This is a genomic window from Stieleria bergensis (genome assembly GCA_007745635.1).
Taxonomy (GTDB): domain Bacteria; phylum Planctomycetota; class Planctomycetia; order Pirellulales; family Pirellulaceae; genus Stieleria; species Stieleria bergensis.
On record CP036272.1, the window covers coordinates 6,372,323 to 6,389,356 of the forward strand.

Here is a 17,034-nt window from a genome sequence, read left to right on the forward strand (position 1 = left end):
AGAGAGGGAGCTTCGATCAACGCAGGGCAGCAACCATGCTACGGGGATGGATCCAAGAATCGTTTCACCGACAAAAAGTCGATCGCCTGGCGATCCACCTTCCGATCAACCAGTTCCGCCGCAACGGCGCCAAGTGCACTCGTGAACTTGAATCCATGCCCGGAGAGTCCAGCAACCAGAGTCACCTGCGGAGAATCAGGTAACGTATCGACGACAAAGTTCTCATCCGGAGTGCAGGTATAATAGCACCCAGCCCACTGGCTGAGTGTCGTCGAAGCGGCCGGCAAACAAACGCTGATAAAGTCCTGGCAGAGCTGCTGATCGTACTCGTCGGGTCGATGTTGCTGGCCTTGCATGGATTCAACGACTTGCCCACCGCTATGCCGTGCCAATTTTAATCCGACACCGGGATCATGGGGTGTGCCGTAAAAATGTCCGCGAGGAGTTTCGAAGAAGTAACACGGAAAAGCTGGCTCATCATACGTCTGATCGGTGACCTGGAACCAATACAGGTGCTTGCGAAGAATCTTTAATGGAATGCCATGACTGGCAAGCCACTCATTCGCCCAAGGACCACCTGCCAGCACTAAACTCCCGGCCTGATAACGAGCCCGATCTGTCACCACAGAGACACTGGCTGGCTGTGTCTCCCATGACACCATTGGCTCGCCATAGCGCAGCGCTGCACCCAAATTCTCGGCCAGTGACAGATGCGTTTGGACGCAACGTTCCACGTCAAGGCACCCCGCATTGACCTCACGAATCACTCTCCAATCGCTTGGTCCAGCGATACCGGGATAACGCTGCATCGCATCTGCCATCGTGAACTCTTCAATCGGCAGCTCGTACTGCTTGGCACTAGATCGAACACCGGGGATCACAACTCCATCCTCGGGACCAACTTCAATGAGCCCCGTGCGATGAAACACGATTTCGCCGCTTGCCCGCTCAACTTCATCCCAGCCACGATACGCACGCTTCAACAGCGGGACATAGCTGGGGTGTTCAAAATAAGCTTGACGAATCACTCGCGTGCGTCCGTGAGAACTACCGTGGACATGCGGCGGGTGATACAAGTCCAAACCAAGCACGCGCTGTCCCGTTTTGGCCAGGTGATAGGCCGCGGAACTGCCCACGCCGCCCAAACCGACGACGATCACATCATAGGTTTCAACGGACATGAATGACCTCACAGGAATGCACCGTGAATAATGTGTCGACGCTGGCGTCTGGGATGGCTGCGAGCAGTCTTGATCGGTTCATTGATCGCCTTTCCCTCTGGTCTTCCGAGCCACCATTTTAATCGCTCGCTCGAGCAGCGACTCCAAGCCCACTGTCAACTCGGGATGCGGGCTATAGCAAATCACGGCTCCTTGCCCGAACCTGCCTTTGGCCATCGCGACGGTCCCTATCATCACTCCAGGCGATGCACCGTTTTTGACAACCTCCGTTTTGTACGTTGCCAACGTCTGAAAGTCTTCAATGTGATCATGATTCCCCGGCGCTAACAGCGGGCCTTGCCCATGGTAAATTTGAAGCTCGGAGTCCGGCAACAAGAGATCGCTCGCACCTTGCTCAGTGGCTTCGATGGACACCGTTCCTGTCCCGCGATTCCAATGCTTGCGATCAACCACCTTTGCGTCCATGATCCCAAGCGACCATTCATAGTCTGCCGACGCCAAGTAGGATCCAGCACAGATTCCAATGTACCCACCGCCGTCAGCGACAAAGCGGCGGACTGCCTCCCTGCGTTCTGGACCCAACGCACGAGCTTGTCCACTGCCACTGCCACCGGGATGAATCAGAACATCCAACTGCTTCAGCTGATCAGCCTCCACATCTTCAGCAGCCAATCGATGCACGTTCAATCCCGGCAACTTCTCCAGCTCGAACAGCAAATCCTTAAAACTGCCACCGACACCTTTTCCAACGTAAACACCGACATTCACAGAGGACGCATTCGGTTCCGTTTCGTTTTTTTGCTGTGAAACGCAAACCTGATCAATGATCAATGTTGCTTGGGGAGCAGCGAAGCGTAGGCCGACCGACTGAACTTGAAGATCAGCGGGCGCATCAACCGTGCCAAGCAAGCCTGCTGAATCTCCACTCACGCTATTTCGCACAAACAGATCAAGCCGGTTCGCTGCCCCCCGTTCAATCACAAACCAGAACGTGATCTTACGCTGTCGAGTGAACATCAATGGGTCAGGCAGCGCATCGTTGTCATCGCGAGCAATCAACGGCCCATGCCAAAGCGAATCCAGGCTGGGGTCCGCTTGCGATGCCGCCCCTGCCCGCCGCAAGATGGCTGATGAACGCGTGGTGCGACTGCCCAAATCGACTTCGGCAAACCAACCGGTGAACGGCCTGGCTGGCCGGTCGACCGGCAAATGCTTCGGAGGTGTCTGACCGCTGGCTCGTCGTCCGAACAGACCAAACTGAAACGCTTGATCGTGAAACCCTAACGCGTCGTGCATGGCATCAAACTGCAACGTGATTCGATCACCCACCCTGGGCAGCCCGGTCGGTGGAAAGGAAGCCATCAAGGTGCTTGCTTTTTGATCGTCGCTTGTTTGCAACCTCAATGCGGGCGACTGAGTGAGCTTGCCACCGGTGGGCGCGACCGACAGCTCCGCATCGGCGCTGTCCACCAAGCGCCAGGACTGCAAACGCTGATCGTCGAAATGAAAATTGACGATCGCTCCCTGCGACGAAAGACGTGATGTGGCGATCTTCGGTGGATCAGCTAAAGGCAAAGAGGAGCGATCGACATCCAGGCCTGGAAGATAGTTTTCTGCGAAAGCAACCAATGCGTTGGCGATGCGATCGGCAGTCGTTGCCAACTGATCAGCAGATCGCAAGTCGCGTCCAAGCTCTAACTGAATCGCATCCACTGTCCCACCGCGATCACTTCCATAGGTCACAACGATGTAGCCGCCGTCGTAACTGGGATGATCTTGATCAGCGAGGTCCACATTGGGAACCACGGGAAAATCCTGCTTGGCGAGCTGACCAAACAAACTGCCGGGCCCGATCAATGCGGCTCGGCCATGGTGCTTTAACAAATGCGAAACCGTGGCCCCGTTTTGTGTGCCTCGGTAGATTGCTTGGGGATTGGCTGCTTGCCCATGAATATCCAGCAAGATGCCTTGTTGCCAACGATACTCCACCTGGCGCCGCGCATCGGACAGGGCTTGATGATAGGCGTCGTAGGCTTGCTGAGCGGGTGACGACTCATAGGCGTCCAGTGGCCGGCGATTGGCATCGGCGTACTTGCGATGAAACTTCGCGACCACCAAATAGGGACGCTTCCCCGTCTTGCGCTGCAGTGCGTTGGCGATTTCCTGTGTCAACGTTCCAGTGTTCAAATCCGTCCGATTGCGAAACTGCCTGACGCCTTGTCCCGTGCGCTCGGCAGCGCCGGCTATCGCTTGACTGCCACCGTGTGGAGCGGAAAGAATGATCGGCAAGTCGCCGCGCTGAACATTTACCAGCGGATGGGCAGCCCGTTGGGCCCAGGCAGACTGCGCGACCATCCCGCCACAAACGATCATCAACACCATCCGAATCAACATCGCGTCTCTCCTTCCGACAAGTTCGCCCAACCCCCGGCACCAGCACTGTCTGCAACAACAGATATCCATCAGTCGCGTGCAAACAGCTGGCCATCGATGTCGGCAAATGCTTTGAACTCCAACGCGTTACCGCTGGGATCGGCAAAGAACATCGTGTGCTGCTGGCCGGGCTGGCCTTCGAATCGCACACAGGGCTCAATGATAAACTGATCGACAAAGTCACGCGCGCGTTCAGCCAACTGCTGCCAGGCTGGGACTTCTAGAATCACTCCAAAATGAGGCACGGGCACGGACTGGCTATCGACAGGATTGCAATGATTGGCAACCGTGCCGTCGCGACCGATGGCAGGGTTCAAATGAGTCACCACCTGATGGCCGAACATGTTGAAGTCGATCCAGGTGGGCGCACTGCGTCCTTCAGGCAACCCCAGTTTGCTCCCATAGAAATCACGAGCTTCATCGATATCGCGTACTTGAATGGCCAGATGAAAGGGAGTCAGCATGGGTGTGACTTCATTGAGAGAAGGGAACAAACGCCGGTAGCACCATGAAACCGATCCACTTGAGTGTGTGCCGGTTGTTTCTGGCGATTATTTAAAGCGATCTGCTGCCCGCTGTGGCTCAAAGCGATGGCCGACCATGGCGTTTTCGGCAAATGGCGAGCCAACAGAGACGACGTAAACAATGCACTGGCAAGAAGTTGCGACAATTCCTTATTTGTGTAGAATAATCTTGCCGACTAAAGCAATGAAACGAGAGCAGCTTTAGTGCCCCACCTGCCTTTCAACCCACCCATCTAGGCCCAACTCACGCGGCCCTCTTTAGAGAGACAAATCATGCTGAATCGACGAAAGATGCTTCAGGCTGTCGCTGGCGGAGCCGGCGCCGCACTTGGACTTCCCGCTGCTTCGCAAACGGCGCAGGGCGCGATTGCCAGCAGTGGTGGACCAAAGCGGATCATCTTCTTCATGCAGAACCAAGGCTTTGATCCAGCCACCTGTATCCCCAAGAGCATGACTGGCAGCGGATCGTTGGCCAACAAGACCCTGCCTGAGCCGATCAGCCCGTTGGAAAAGTACAAAGAGCGGCTGCACATCATCAATGGCTTGCACGGCATGCACACCACGCCATCTCACAGTGCCTTCTTCGGTGCACTGGGTGGCTATCGAGGCGGCGACGGCGTTCCTCCCAGTGCAGCGACCATTGACTATCAATTGAGCAAAGTGCTGCCCGAGACGATGCTGCCACACTTGTGTATCGGCATGGACTCGATCGAGAACATGACCAGCAAGCCGACCATTGCCAACTTATCGGCAAGTGGCGCTGGCCAGCCGATCTTCATGCACTCCAATCCCAACCACCTGTACCAGATGCTTTATGGCGGCATCTCCTCGGGAGACATTCGACGCCAACACGAAGCTCGTTCCAATGTTCTGAATCAAATCGAACAATTGGCTGCCGCAAAAGGCAACTCGCTACCGAAATCCGATGGCCAGCGTTATGGCCAATACGTTCAAGGGTTCCGTGATGCGAACGGGCTGCGTGATCGCCTGGATTCTGTCTCAGATCACTTGCGCGAATTTGCTCCCAAGGTCGACGAGCGGTACACCAACCCTGAATTTGAAACCGATTGGCATGACTGTTTATTAGACTTAGGCATTTCGTCGATCACCTCTGGCATCACCAACACACTGACGATTGGCTCCGGTCGTGGCGAGATCTTTGGCGCCTGGAAAGGACTCGACATTGATCAACAGGGACACAACCTGGGTCACATGAAGCAGCCCGACAATCCAATTTGGATCAAGATTCGCCAGTACAACAGTCGCATGTTGGTGCGCATCATGGAAGCGTTGGACAGCGTGCCCGAAGGCAGCGGCAGCATGATGGACAACACGCTGATCGTTTACACCAGCAATAACGCAGACAAGCAACACACCAGCGGCAACAATTGGCCCGTCATGTTGCTGGGCAACTGTGGAGGCATCTTCAAATCAGGATGCTTCACTCAGGTCGAAGGCAAGCGGCCGATCAACTCGCTGTATGCGACGTTGCTGAATGTTGCGGGGCAAAACGTGGATCGCTTTAACATGAGCGACCAGATGGCGAAGAAGTTTGACGACTCAACAGGCCCCTTGAAGGAAATCTTGGCATGATCATTGTTCGGTTTGTGTACTCTCTTTGCGTGGCCGGCCTGCTGCTGGCCACCGCGCCGTTCGCGGCCGCTCAAGGCACGCAGAAAAATGGCGAAACCTACACGCCGGGCCAGAAAATCAAAGTTGACTTCAAAGGGTTTGCCAGTGAGTTCCTGGCGACCCATTGCGTTGACTGCCATGGCGAGACGGATCCCGAAGGCGGACTTTCTCTGCACGACTTAGGTCCCGTTGATGAAGTCAATGCCGGTGTCTGGAGATCCGTCTGGGCTCAGGTGACATTGAAGGAAATGCCACCCCAGGACATGGATCAACCCGGCGTGATTGAACGCCTGAAGTTCTCCGACTGGGTGGTCGGACGCCTCAGTCACGTGATGCGTGACAAAGGTGGCTTTCAGGCACTCGTGGATCCTAACAAAGGGAACTTTGTCGATCACGAACTGTTGTTCGGTCAACTGCCGAGCAACATTGTGCTCAAGCCAACGTCTTCGCCTGCGCGAATCTGGAGACTGACTCCGCAAGAACACATCACTCGACTGAACGAGCTGATCAACACCGAAGCCAAATACGATCCTGCCAAGCCTGGACTGCGCACTCACGGCGATGCGGTTCCAACCAATCATGGTGGTGAACTAAAACTGTACTTTGGCACCGACCGAATCATTCAATGGCAGGGCGGAACCGTCGCCTATGCAACAGCCGTCAAAAGCGTGCCTGCGATTCTGTCCTCCGCTCGCAAGCATGGACTGGAGAACTACCCTGAGTTCTACACCGTCAACAGTGCCGAAGCCACGCAGATCATGGACGTCGCTGATGACCTTCTGGAATACATGGCTTATGGACCACTTAGCATCGCCAATCCAGAACAGATCACTGACGACCCCAAGACTTACAAGATCGAAGGCGACATCCGCGGACTGCCAACGGCGATTGTTTACAACACCAAAGTGGTTCGACCGCTGACGCCCGTCTACGAATTGATGAAAGACAAGGGTGTGGACGAACAGAAACTCCGCGCGGCAGTGGACTACATGTTCCAAGCGATGACGTATCGTCCGCCGAGCAAGTCGGAATCAGAACGCTACCTGGAGATTGCCCAACAGACCATCGATAAACTGGGCAAAGAAGAAGGCGTCATGCTTGGCTTGTCAGCAATCTTTCTTGATCGAGATGCCCTCTTCCGATCAGAACTGGCTACCAGCGGCAAGCCAGACGAACATGGTCGCGTGATGTTGAAAGACTGGGAACTAGGCCTGGCTGTCAATCATGCACTGAGCTACATCCAGCCCGATGAACAACTGCAGCAGGCCATCCAAGACGGCCGCATGCGAACCAAAGAGGACGTTTACCGCGAAGTCAAACGCATGCTGGAAGACCCCAGCATCCGCAAGCCTCGCGTCACGCGTTTCTTTCGTGACTACTTTGACTATGACCTGGGTGGATACATCTGCAAAGATGCCAAAGCACTGGCAGCAACCGGCGCCAGCACGCGCGGCACTGCACACTACCGGGCCATGTTTGACGCGACGGCCAGTACCGACCGCTTGATCGAACTGATCTTGAGCGAAGACAAAGATGTCCTCCGGCAACTGCTAACGACCGACAAAGTCGTCGCGACGCGGAGTGACAACGTTTACTTTGGGCGCAAGAACACGAACGAAGAACGAGCCAGATCACTTGCCGAAGCCAAAGTGCGTGCGGAAGAAGCTTCCAAAGAAGCTCGGGCGCAATTGGAGACGCTGGAGAAGGAATTTGCTGAACTGGAAGCCCAGGTGAAAGCTGAACCCGATAACAAACAGCTGAAAAAGAGCCTGGACCGACAGAAGAAAACCGTCGCCAATGCCAAGAAGAAAGTGAACGACGCCAAGAATCGAGCGAACAGCAACGCGAATCATAATGTGACGCAGGCGAAGCTAAACGGGCCCAAAATCCATGCCCGTGTCAGTCGCCGCAGCTTTGGTACCGGTTCGATGAAGCCCGATCGCGTCTTGGCCACCGCGCCGGAAGGTCAACGACTTGGCTTACTGACCCATCCTAGCTGGCTGGTCTCGCACTCCGACGCCATGGACAATCACGCGATCTTGCGAGGTCGCTGGATTCGCGAGCGTTTGCTTGGGGGTGGCATCCCGGATGTTCCGATCACTGTCGACGCCATGCTACCCGACGAACCGCAGAACACGCTGCGAGAACGCATGCGTGTGACCCGTGAATCCTATTGCTGGACTTGCCACAGGAAAATGGATCCACTGGGCTTGCCGTTCGAGATGTACAACCATGCAGGGATCTTTCGAACCACCGAACTGGACCAACCTGTGGACACCAGTGGCGAGATCATCGACAGCGGTGACCCTGAACTGGACGGGAAGGTTTCCAACGCAATCGAATTGATCGAGAAGCTTGCCGCCAGCGAACGTGCTGAACAAGTGTTTGTTCGTCACGCCTTTCGCTTTTGGATGGGACGCAACGAAACCTTGAACGATGCTCCTGTGCTTCAAGACGCCCACCGTGCCTATCGCGAAAGCGGTGGCAGCATGAATGCGTTGCTGCTCTCCTTGCTGACCTCTGACGCGTTCCTCTATCGAACTCGGTCCGAAGCCCTGTTAGCCGGTCCTTGATGGATCGCAACCGTTCAATCCAGGGACGGCGTGTGCTTCCACACGCTGTCCGATTCGCGATTCGATCGGTTGCTCGCTCGCCCCACTTCTCTGCCTGCCGCCAACCTCGCGGCTCGTCTCCGCTCACCACGACTGCCTCATGCTGCGCCACTCCTTATTGCTATCGTTAGCCCTGGTTTCATTCAGTAGCCTCGCGTTGGCACAACAACGCTGGCCGAGCCATCGTGGCCCCAACCAGAACTATCACTTATCCAGCAAGACAAGCTTTCCAACGACCTGGAGTGTCAGCAAGGGCGAAAACATTCGCTGGCGAATGCCTCTGCCAGAAACGGGACACAGCGGCATTGCCGTCTGGGATGACAAGCTCTTCCTGACCTGCTTCAAAGAGCTAAGCGAAACAGACAATCGCAACAATGGCACCTGGGCCGCAGAATCTCGCGGCCACTGCCTGGACGCAAAGACTGGCAAACTGCTGTGGAGCTGTGACTTGCCGGGCAAACGCCCCAACCAAGTCAACGGAACCTTCACCGATTCCACCACGCCGACGCCAGTCACCGATGGCAAACATGTCTGGTTCGTCAGCGCCGGCGGTTACATGGCGTGCTATACCGTGACAGGGCAAAAAGTCTGGGCAAAGCCGTTTGACGTTCGCACCAAACACTCGGCAAAACAGTTCCAGCCTTTCCTGCATGCAGGCAAACTGTATTACGTCATGATGCGAGACTCGGCCGATCCGCTGCGGCGCGAGCAAACCGCCAAAGACTATGACAAAAACAGTAAGACCGGTTGGCCGTGGATGCATGTCCGAACCTTTGATGCGATGACCGGGGAAGCAGTCGACACATTGCCGCAAGGCATCAGCGTGCACAGCAAAGGTGCGCTCGGCCAAGTCAACGGCCAGACGGTGCTGCTGCATGCTAAAGGCGGCGGACACTCACCTCCAGAAAAGCCCTATGGGATTGGACTCTCCAAACTAAACGCAACCCACGATCAAGTGTGGGAACGGCCTGGTTTGTACTTCGAAGGCACGCACTTTGTTGACCAACAGCATGCGTATTGCTTTGACAAGAATGATTTGGTTGTCCTTGATCTCGCCAGTGGTCAAACGATCAAGCGGATTCCCGTACGCAACCAAGGCTCGATCATTCGCTTTGACGAATCAGCGGGCAAGTACCTGGCGCCACAGGCGGTTGAGAAAGGCAAAAGCAAACACATGCTGACTCATCGCAGCAACATCGGTGTTGGCCGCTACCATTTCTTTCTGGGAGGTCAGGCTGGCACCTTGGGACGCATCGATCTTGAATCGGGCGAAGTCAACCACTTGCAAGTTCCTCTCCAAGTGCGCTATGAAGCTGGTAAGAAAGTTTACCAATGGAAACAGTTCGACTCCGGCGATGCCACAGGATCCGGCTTCGTCGTCGAAGGTGACAAGCGTCGCTTGAGCCACGGCTTTGGGCATATCTCAGCGGCAACACCGATCGTGATCAATAACCACATCTATTTCACAACCGTGTTAGGGACCGTGTACGTGGTCGATGCCACCGCCGAGACCTTTGACCAACGGGCCTTGGTGGCAGTGAACGATTTGGGCAAACCCGGCGAAACCTGGACGCTGGCTCCACTGACCGCGGCGGAAGGCTGTCTGTACCAGCGCACCGCACGCGAGATTATCTGCATTCAATAGCGCACCGCTGGGTGTCAATGCAGATCGGAAGACCATCAACGTGATGGCTCGGTGCATGCCCTTGCGTTTAATCTCCACCACCCGAGTCTGGATGAAGTTTGCCAGCGGCCACCGCTTTCTGGGCAAGTGAGCTTGCATTGAACTGGCAAGCTGGGGAGATTAGCAATCCAGAGCAATTCTGCAGGATGGCGGCCAACTGCGTCAGCGGCGTTGACGAGGCTCCGAGCGACCCGCTTGGATGCCCGTTTGCTCCGCATCATTTGGCTTCCGTATCAATAGCTGCTGATCCACCGCTGCTCCTCTTAGACGTCAGCAACTTGACCGAGGCAACTTCATGCACCGTGCCCACACGCCACAATCGAAGATCACCGCAGCGTTGTTTTGTGCTCTGGCCTGGCTGATGAGCCCAGTCGCAGCGCAAGAGCGTTTGGTGGATCACTTCCCCAAAGCCAAGCAATCGGGCTGCATGGCCTGCCATGGAGAAATTGAACCGATTCGCGAAATCGGTTCCGAGATGCTCAACCAGATCATGGCCCAAGGCGAAGCCGCAGGCGACCCGGCTGGCTGCATCATCTGTCATAACGGCGACGCAACGGAGACGAAAGACAAAGCCATTGCCCACGGCGGAGAGGACTTCTATCCAGATCCTGGCAGCCCCTGGGTGAATGCGCAAACCTGTGGACGCTGTCACGAAGAACAAGTCCGCGTGCAGTGGCAAAGCCTGATGATGACCGAAGCAGGGAAGATCCAAGGCACCTGTTGGTCCTTTGGTGCCTTAACAGGTTACGAGCATAAGTACGCCAACTATGCCGTTGAAAACCCCAAGGACCCCAAAGCAAGATTGGGGACAGACGCCTATCGCCAGTACATGCAGCGTCTGACAGAGCTTGAGCCCAACGTCTTTGTTGAAAGGCATGAACCGCTGCCCGAAGCACTGGGCTTCGATGAACTGGATCAGCTGAAAGACGATCCCAGCTTGGCTGCATTCACTTACATTCGCCAAGAATGCAATCGCTGTCACCACGCGGTCAAAGGCCGATCCCGACGCGGTGACTTTCGCGGCATGGGTTGCTCGTCTTGCCACATTCCCTACAGCAATGAAGGTTTCTATGAAGGCCGCGACACCTCGATCCCAAAAGACGAAACCGCACACCCGCTGACTCACCAAATCCAAGGGACTCGGGAAGCCAAGGTCACGGTGCATGGAATCAGCTACCATGGCTTGCCAGCGGAAACCTGCACCACCTGCCACAACCGGGGCAAACGCATCGGGGTCTCATTTCAAGGCTTGATGGAAACGCCGTACCCTTCGCCGTTGACCGCCGAAGCAAAGGAACAGCCGGATCTTCATAGCAAGCATTACATCGCGATGGAACAGGACATCCATTATCAGAAAGGGATGAAGTGTCAGGACTGCCATACGTCGACAGATGTTCACGGCGATGGGTTCTTGGCCGCTTCAAATTTGGCGGCGGTGCAAATTGAATGTTCCGATTGCCATGGAACTCCCGATCGCTTTCCGTGGGAATTGCCGTTGGGATACATGGACGAATTCGCAATGACGCCTGCCGATGGCCAGGCACGTGGAATCACGGACAAACAGCTGCCACACACCTGGGCTGGCTATGCACATGAAAAGAAAGACGGCTTCCTGCTCACCGCGCGCGGCAATCCTTACGAGAACGTCGTCCGCGACGGCGATGAAGTGATTGTCTACACCGCCGAAGGCAAAGACCTTCGGCTCAAGCCGCTGAAAAAGCTGGTCGAAGAAAAAGCGATCAGCACGCGAGGCTTGGTCGCGATGCAAGGCGTCTCCAAACACTTGGATCGAATGGAATGTTACACCTGCCATGCCAGCTGGACGCCACAGTGCTATGGCTGTCACGTGAAAGTTGACTACAGCCAAAAGGATCAATGCCCAGAGTGCAATGAATCGGCAACAGGGTTTGATTGGGTCGCCGCCGGCAGAAAGCATGCTGACCCCGAGCACCGAACCAACGATGGCGAAGCAGGCTTTGACACGATCATTCCAGGCAAAGTGAGCGAACAGCGAAGCTATCTGCGCTGGGAAGATCCGATCATGGGAATCAACGGCGAAGGCCGTGTGACGCCTCTGGCACCAGGCTGCCAACCATCAGTCACCATCATTGGTCCTGATGGGAAACCAATTCTGACCAACCATATTTTCAGGACGCCCGCGGGGATGGAAGGCAGTGGCGACGAGGGGCAGCTCGCGATCGACATGAGCCCCACGCAACCGCACACGATGACCAAGAACGCGCGGACCTGTGAATCCTGTCACGCGTCGGACAAGGCTTTGGGTTTGGGCATCGGTGGACCACGACCATGGAACGAAAAGCACTTTGTCGACTTGCAAACCACCGACGGAACGGTGCTGTCAAAACGAGCCCAACCTCAAATGGAATCCATTCCCAATCTCGACCATGACTGGTCGCAAATTGTTGATCGAGACGGCAATCAAGTTGCCACGGTAGGCCATCACTGGAAACTCTCCCGAGCCTTCAACCGCGAAGAGTTGCAACACATGACCCGTGACGGAACCTGTGTTGCCTGCCATAAAGAGATTCCTGAAAACTCAATGGCTGTTAGCTTACTTCATCACGTCGCCAAGTTCAGTGGGCAGTTGCCCAAGACCAACGACCAACACTTCAGCTTGGTCAACAAGATTGTCCTGAGCTCCGCCTGGGCTCAAGTCATGGGAGTCGTGGTTCTGTTTGGTGGCCTGACCTTGGGCGCATTCCTGTGGCGCAGAAAACGCCGTCTGAAGACGTTATAGATTCAGCGAGCGAGAACCGCGACTCGCTCACTGGCGTTTCAAGCTTGAATGATCGAGGCTCGCGGCAAGCTCTATTTGCCAATCGCATACAGCTTATCGCCGCGACGAAGGATCAACCGATCGCCTGCGATGGCTGCGGCGTACAAGACGTTTCCGCCACCGAATCCTGGCGTTTTTGCCCCGGGGCCTGTGGCATCCCAACACCGGTTACTGGCGATCTGCTTGCCGTCGGCCAACGAGACCACGGAGGTTGTCCCCTTATAGCCGAAGAGATAAAGTTTGTCCCCGCTAACGATTGGGGTCGCCCAAATCCCACCGGCATCAATCCGACCGGTGGAAACCTTTTCGCCGGTTTCTAAATCCAGGCGATACAGCACACCGGCGCGGCTAACGATCGCTGCTGTCTCCCCCGCCACGACAGGACTCCCAAAGGTTGAAGTTGCCTTGACTGCCTGCCACTTGTAGTCGGCGACGAATGAACCATCATCCTGCTTGGTGATCTGCACCAAGCCATTGGATTCCGCTGCAGCACCAGCCACTGCAGCACCACGACCATCCGAGGCGCCAATCAAGAACTGTCCCTTGCCGACAGGCATCGGCGTGCACGAAGAGTTGTTGGCAATCTTGTCAAACTCCCAAAGCCGTTGACCGCTGACTGGATCCAGACCCACGATTTTGCCACTGGCGCTGCAAACCAGATGAGCACCTTCACCGACCGGCACCAGACGAGGCGATGACCAAGAGGCTGCCCCAACACCGGCCGAACGCCAGATCTGTTCGCCGGTTTCAGGATTGACGGCTAGCACATAAGGATCCTGGCTTCGCTCAACCCAAACGAAAATCCGCTCCGCATCTTGCTCAAGCGACGCAGCCAATCCATGACGCGCTTCGATTTGGCCGTGCTTGGCGACTAAATCTTGCTCCCACGAGACATTGCCGTCGCCATCGACTGCCAGCAACAAGCCTCCTTCGAAGAAGGCTGCAAACCCCGCCTTGGTTGCGATCGCCGAGGGAGCCGCTCGACTAACCATGGGTGTGTTCTTGTACGGCGAGGGATTCTCCCGCGTGACTTCCCAGGCCTTCTTCCCTGACTGGACGTCGTAAGCGGAGACATGATACTGATCCTTGTTGTCACCACTGGTCGAGGTGACAACGATCAAGCCATGAGCAATCACGGGCGTCGATTGACCGTAACCCGTGATGTCTGCTGTCCAGGCGATATTCTCTTCCGGTGACCATTCGACCGGCAGTTCTGATTCCGCTGAGTATGGCTGACCGCCGTTCTGAAACTTGCCCCAAACCACCGACTGCCCGGCAGCAAACTGCCCCTGGGTGACGGCCAGAGTCGCCACAGCGACGGTGAGGGCAAAGCGTCGATAAAGTGAACAAAAGACCATCGGTGGTAACCCTGGTATGAGCAAAGGAAAGAAGTGTTCTACATCACATTAGAAAGTAGGCCACTGTTGATCGCAAGCATTGCCATCTGCGGCCCAGTCTCGCAGCCTTGGCGTTAGACGCCGGTCCGTTGCCCGCATCGTTTCCACCGCAACCCACAGCTAGCGTTTTGTGACTGCCTGCTGGAACACTTCCAACGACTGCTTGATCGCAGCCTGCAGATCGGTGAGCGGGGCCTTGGGAAACGCTTGGCAAAAAGGAGCTTCATCCAGATCACAGATGAAAGGCACCTCTTGCGTGCCGATGGTGATTTGATGCTCAATCCCTAACTCGGCAACCGCCAAGCTTAACGCATCGACAAACTGCTGAGTGTTGACGCTGTGCCCGCGCAAGGTGAATGCATCGTAACCAGAAAATGGTGCGACCAGCGTTTGCGCCACTGCGGCGCCAACATCCGGCGCGTACAAATAATCTTGGCGACTGCGATAAGGGATCTGATAGGGCAGCCCCTTGGCGACATGCTTCAGCGCGGTGGTGGGCGTGGCTGTCAGTCCAGCATCACGCCCGGGTCCAAACAACGCGCCCGGCCGGACACTGATCGTGGGCACACCGGTCTCCTCGGCAAACAGACGGCTAATCACTTCACCAGCCAATTTCCAGGCACCGTAAACGTTGACCGGCTGCGGCACAGCAGAAACCGGGACAACCCCTGTCGGGTAACTCGCCCGCGGTCCATAAACAGCCACACTACTGGCGAAGACATAGCGTTGGAGGGGCAAACCACTCGCCTTCATGGCTTCGATCAAATTCTGCGTGCCACCCAAATTGATCTGCATGCCCAAGTCACGATGCTGATTGCAATCCGGGGTTTGCAATCCGGCGAGATGGGCAACATGAGTGATCTTGTGATCATTCAGGAGTTGCTGCAATTCGGCTTGCTCACGCACATCAACGGCAACGCAGCGAAGGCGGGATCGATCGACATCGGCAAACACACTGGCGGTGCGGCTCTGACTGACTTGGCGGCTACAAACGGTGACATGGCTATCCGTATGGCGCAGCAACCACTTGGTGGTCTCAGCACCGATACATCCATAACCACCGGTGATTAAGATCGAAGCGACAGCGTTGTGATCAGTCATGCGTTATTGAGGGTTCTAAACGTTCAACTGGAGAGTCACGTTCAATCCAGACCATCCGATCAAGAAACCACAGTTTCCCTAGCATCGAAGCGGTCAGGCCAGCCAGCGTCGCAGTCAAGTCAAAGGTACACAGGCCGACCAGCCACACCAAACCACCGAGTGATGCGATCCAGGTCGTGGCTCGAATCACAGGTCGATGGTGATCGGCGATCGTACCGGGCAAGTCTGCCAGCCAAACACGTTCACCCAACACGCCGCGCGACATCCAGTTATCAAGCGAAGCGGGCGGAGGAAACAGGCGTGGATTGATCCAGACCCAAACAATGGTAAGCAATGACGGGACCAAGCACCACCAGCCAATCCAATCGCGACTCCAAACAGCGATGGAGAACAGTGGCATCGAAAGCACGCGCGTCCAGCCGCTCCAAGGGTTGGCATGCCGTTGCCAAGTGCGATCATCCATCGCCATCAGACGCTCGGTGGCTTTCGCAAGTTGATTCATGGCACGAGGGTCTTTCGTAAGGAAAGCTTGGCAATTGCATCCAAGCAAATCGGCAAAGCAGCCAGCGTGAGAGCCTGTTCACAGGAGCGTGACGCTCGTTTCAGCGATCTGCGGATCACCTCAATCTGTGATCCAGCTTAGAGATTGCCGTCTAGAATAGCCATCTGCTCCTATTATTTCTTTTTCTTCCTAAGAAAGCGTTCTCTGGCGAGTCATCTAGTTACCGGGCAAGGTTTCCACGGAAATCTCCCCCTGGCTGACCTTCCCATCAAGTGACTCCCACCAGCGATTTTTAGCACCCGAGTGCATGTTGACACCTTCGATCCCCCTCGAGCCGAGCACTGCGGAACCGAATGCCGGTGAGCCCAGCTCCATCGAAGCCAGCGGCCCCGCTGGCCAGCGGGATCTGTGCCTGCGCCAGCTCTTTGAATCGCTAGAAACGCCCTTGCTGCGGTATGCATTTTCAATGCTGCGCCGACGCGAAGTGGCCGAGGAGATTGTGCAGGAAGTGTTTATGAAACTGCACGTCCACTGGCAAACGGTGGAAAACCCGCAGGCCTGGCTGTATCGCAGCGTCCGCAACGGCGTGCTGGGTTACTTAAGAAAAAACAAAGCTGAACTACCACCAGGTTCAGCAGCCCAACGACTACTTGAACAATTTGCCAGCGATGGCACAACGGCCACGGGCAGCTTCACACAAAGCCGCCCCAGCAATCACGAACACCGCTCCAATCACTCCGCCCGTGGTGAAAAAGCTGAGGGCCAGGAAACAGAGCGTGGCACCGCGTCCGGTGAAAGTCACCAGGGGAATGAAACCATGAGCCATCCCTCAGTTGCCAGGGACGCCGCTGCCAAAAGCTCGGCCAGCAGAACGTCATCACCGGTCGCGGTACTGGCAATGGCCTCGCTGCAACCTCAGCAATGCCCTCAGGCGATCAGTCAGCGGATCGAAGCCTGTGAATTGCTGCGGGAAGCGATCGATCAACTGGAAGCAAAAGACCAGGAGATCGTTCGGCTGAAATACTTCGAGGGCATGAAGTATCGCGAAATCAGTGAACGAACTGGTCTTAGCATTGGCAATGTCGGCTATCGCCTGCACAACATCCTAACCTCCCTGGCCAATCGATTACGCCCCTTGGGCATCGACGGCGCCTAACCTGACCTCCGCCCC

The 17,034-nt window shown here is 55.9% G+C and carries 11 protein-coding genes; 5 read left to right on the forward strand and 6 right to left on the reverse strand.

What is annotated here, in order from left to right; all coding sequences use genetic code 11:
* Positions 1-38: 38 nt before the first annotated feature.
* The 3 genes from solA to SV7mr_RS22310 all read right to left on the reverse strand — a co-directional run bounded on the left by solA (position 39) and on the right by SV7mr_RS22310 (position 4,078).
* On the reverse strand, positions 39-1,181 hold the full coding sequence (solA, locus tag SV7mr_RS22300; RefSeq protein WP_145276859.1) for an N-methyl-L-tryptophan oxidase: 1,143 nt from the start codon (positions 1,179-1,181) through the stop codon (positions 39-41).
* A gap of 78 nt (positions 1,182-1,259) precedes the next feature.
* Positions 1,260-3,575, reverse strand: a complete 2,316-nt coding sequence (locus tag SV7mr_RS22305) for a BPL-N domain-containing protein (protein ID WP_419187771.1) — start codon at positions 3,573-3,575, stop codon at positions 1,260-1,262.
* Positions 3,576-3,643: 68 nt separating this feature from the next.
* Complete coding sequence (locus SV7mr_RS22310) at positions 3,644-4,078, reverse strand: VOC family protein (protein ID WP_145276863.1); 435 nt, start codon at positions 4,076-4,078, stop codon at positions 3,644-3,646.
* A gap of 333 nt (positions 4,079-4,411) precedes the next feature.
* Here SV7mr_RS22310 and SV7mr_RS22315 point away from each other — a divergent pair, with 333 nt between their 5' ends.
* From SV7mr_RS22315 to SV7mr_RS22330, 4 genes are all read left to right on the forward strand, one after another.
* Entirely contained in the window at positions 4,412-5,731 is a 1,320-nt protein-coding gene (locus SV7mr_RS22315) for a DUF1552 domain-containing protein (protein ID WP_145276865.1), read from the forward strand.
* A complete protein-coding gene (locus SV7mr_RS22320; RefSeq protein WP_145276868.1) occupies positions 5,728-8,343 on the forward strand; it encodes a DUF1588 domain-containing protein in 2,616 nt (871 codons plus the stop codon). Before SV7mr_RS22315 ends, SV7mr_RS22320 begins: the two co-directional genes overlap by 4 nt.
* Positions 8,344-8,482: 139 nt before the next feature.
* A complete protein-coding gene (locus tag SV7mr_RS22325; protein ID WP_145276870.1) occupies positions 8,483-10,027 on the forward strand; it encodes an outer membrane protein assembly factor BamB family protein in 1,545 nt (514 codons plus the stop codon).
* Between the two features lie 334 nt (positions 10,028-10,361).
* On the forward strand, positions 10,362-12,824 hold the full coding sequence (locus SV7mr_RS22330; RefSeq protein ID WP_145276872.1) for a cytochrome c3 family protein: 2,463 nt from the start codon (positions 10,362-10,364) through the stop codon (positions 12,822-12,824).
* Positions 12,825-12,895: 71 nt separating this feature from the next.
* Here SV7mr_RS22330 and SV7mr_RS22335 read toward each other — a convergent pair whose 3' ends face one another.
* The 3 genes from SV7mr_RS22335 to SV7mr_RS22345 all read right to left on the reverse strand — a co-directional run bounded on the left by SV7mr_RS22335 (position 12,896) and on the right by SV7mr_RS22345 (position 15,863).
* A complete protein-coding gene (locus tag SV7mr_RS22335; protein WP_145276874.1) occupies positions 12,896-14,221 on the reverse strand; it encodes an outer membrane protein assembly factor BamB family protein in 1,326 nt (441 codons plus the stop codon).
* A gap of 159 nt (positions 14,222-14,380) precedes the next feature.
* Positions 14,381-15,361: an NAD-dependent epimerase/dehydratase family protein gene (locus SV7mr_RS22340; protein ID WP_145276876.1), complete on the reverse strand. Its 981-nt coding sequence runs from the start codon at positions 15,359-15,361 to the stop codon at positions 14,381-14,383.
* Positions 15,354-15,863: a DUF6653 family protein gene (locus SV7mr_RS22345; RefSeq protein WP_419187772.1), complete on the reverse strand. Its 510-nt coding sequence runs from the start codon at positions 15,861-15,863 to the stop codon at positions 15,354-15,356. The genes SV7mr_RS22340 and SV7mr_RS22345 overlap by 8 nt, the downstream gene beginning before the upstream one ends.
* Before the next feature lie 307 nt (positions 15,864-16,170).
* Here SV7mr_RS22345 and SV7mr_RS22350 point away from each other — a divergent pair, with 307 nt between their 5' ends.
* Positions 16,171-17,019, forward strand: coding sequence for an RNA polymerase sigma factor (locus SV7mr_RS22350; protein WP_145276879.1), 849 nt, complete (start codon positions 16,171-16,173; stop codon positions 17,017-17,019).
* Positions 17,020-17,034: the final 15 nt, after the last annotated feature.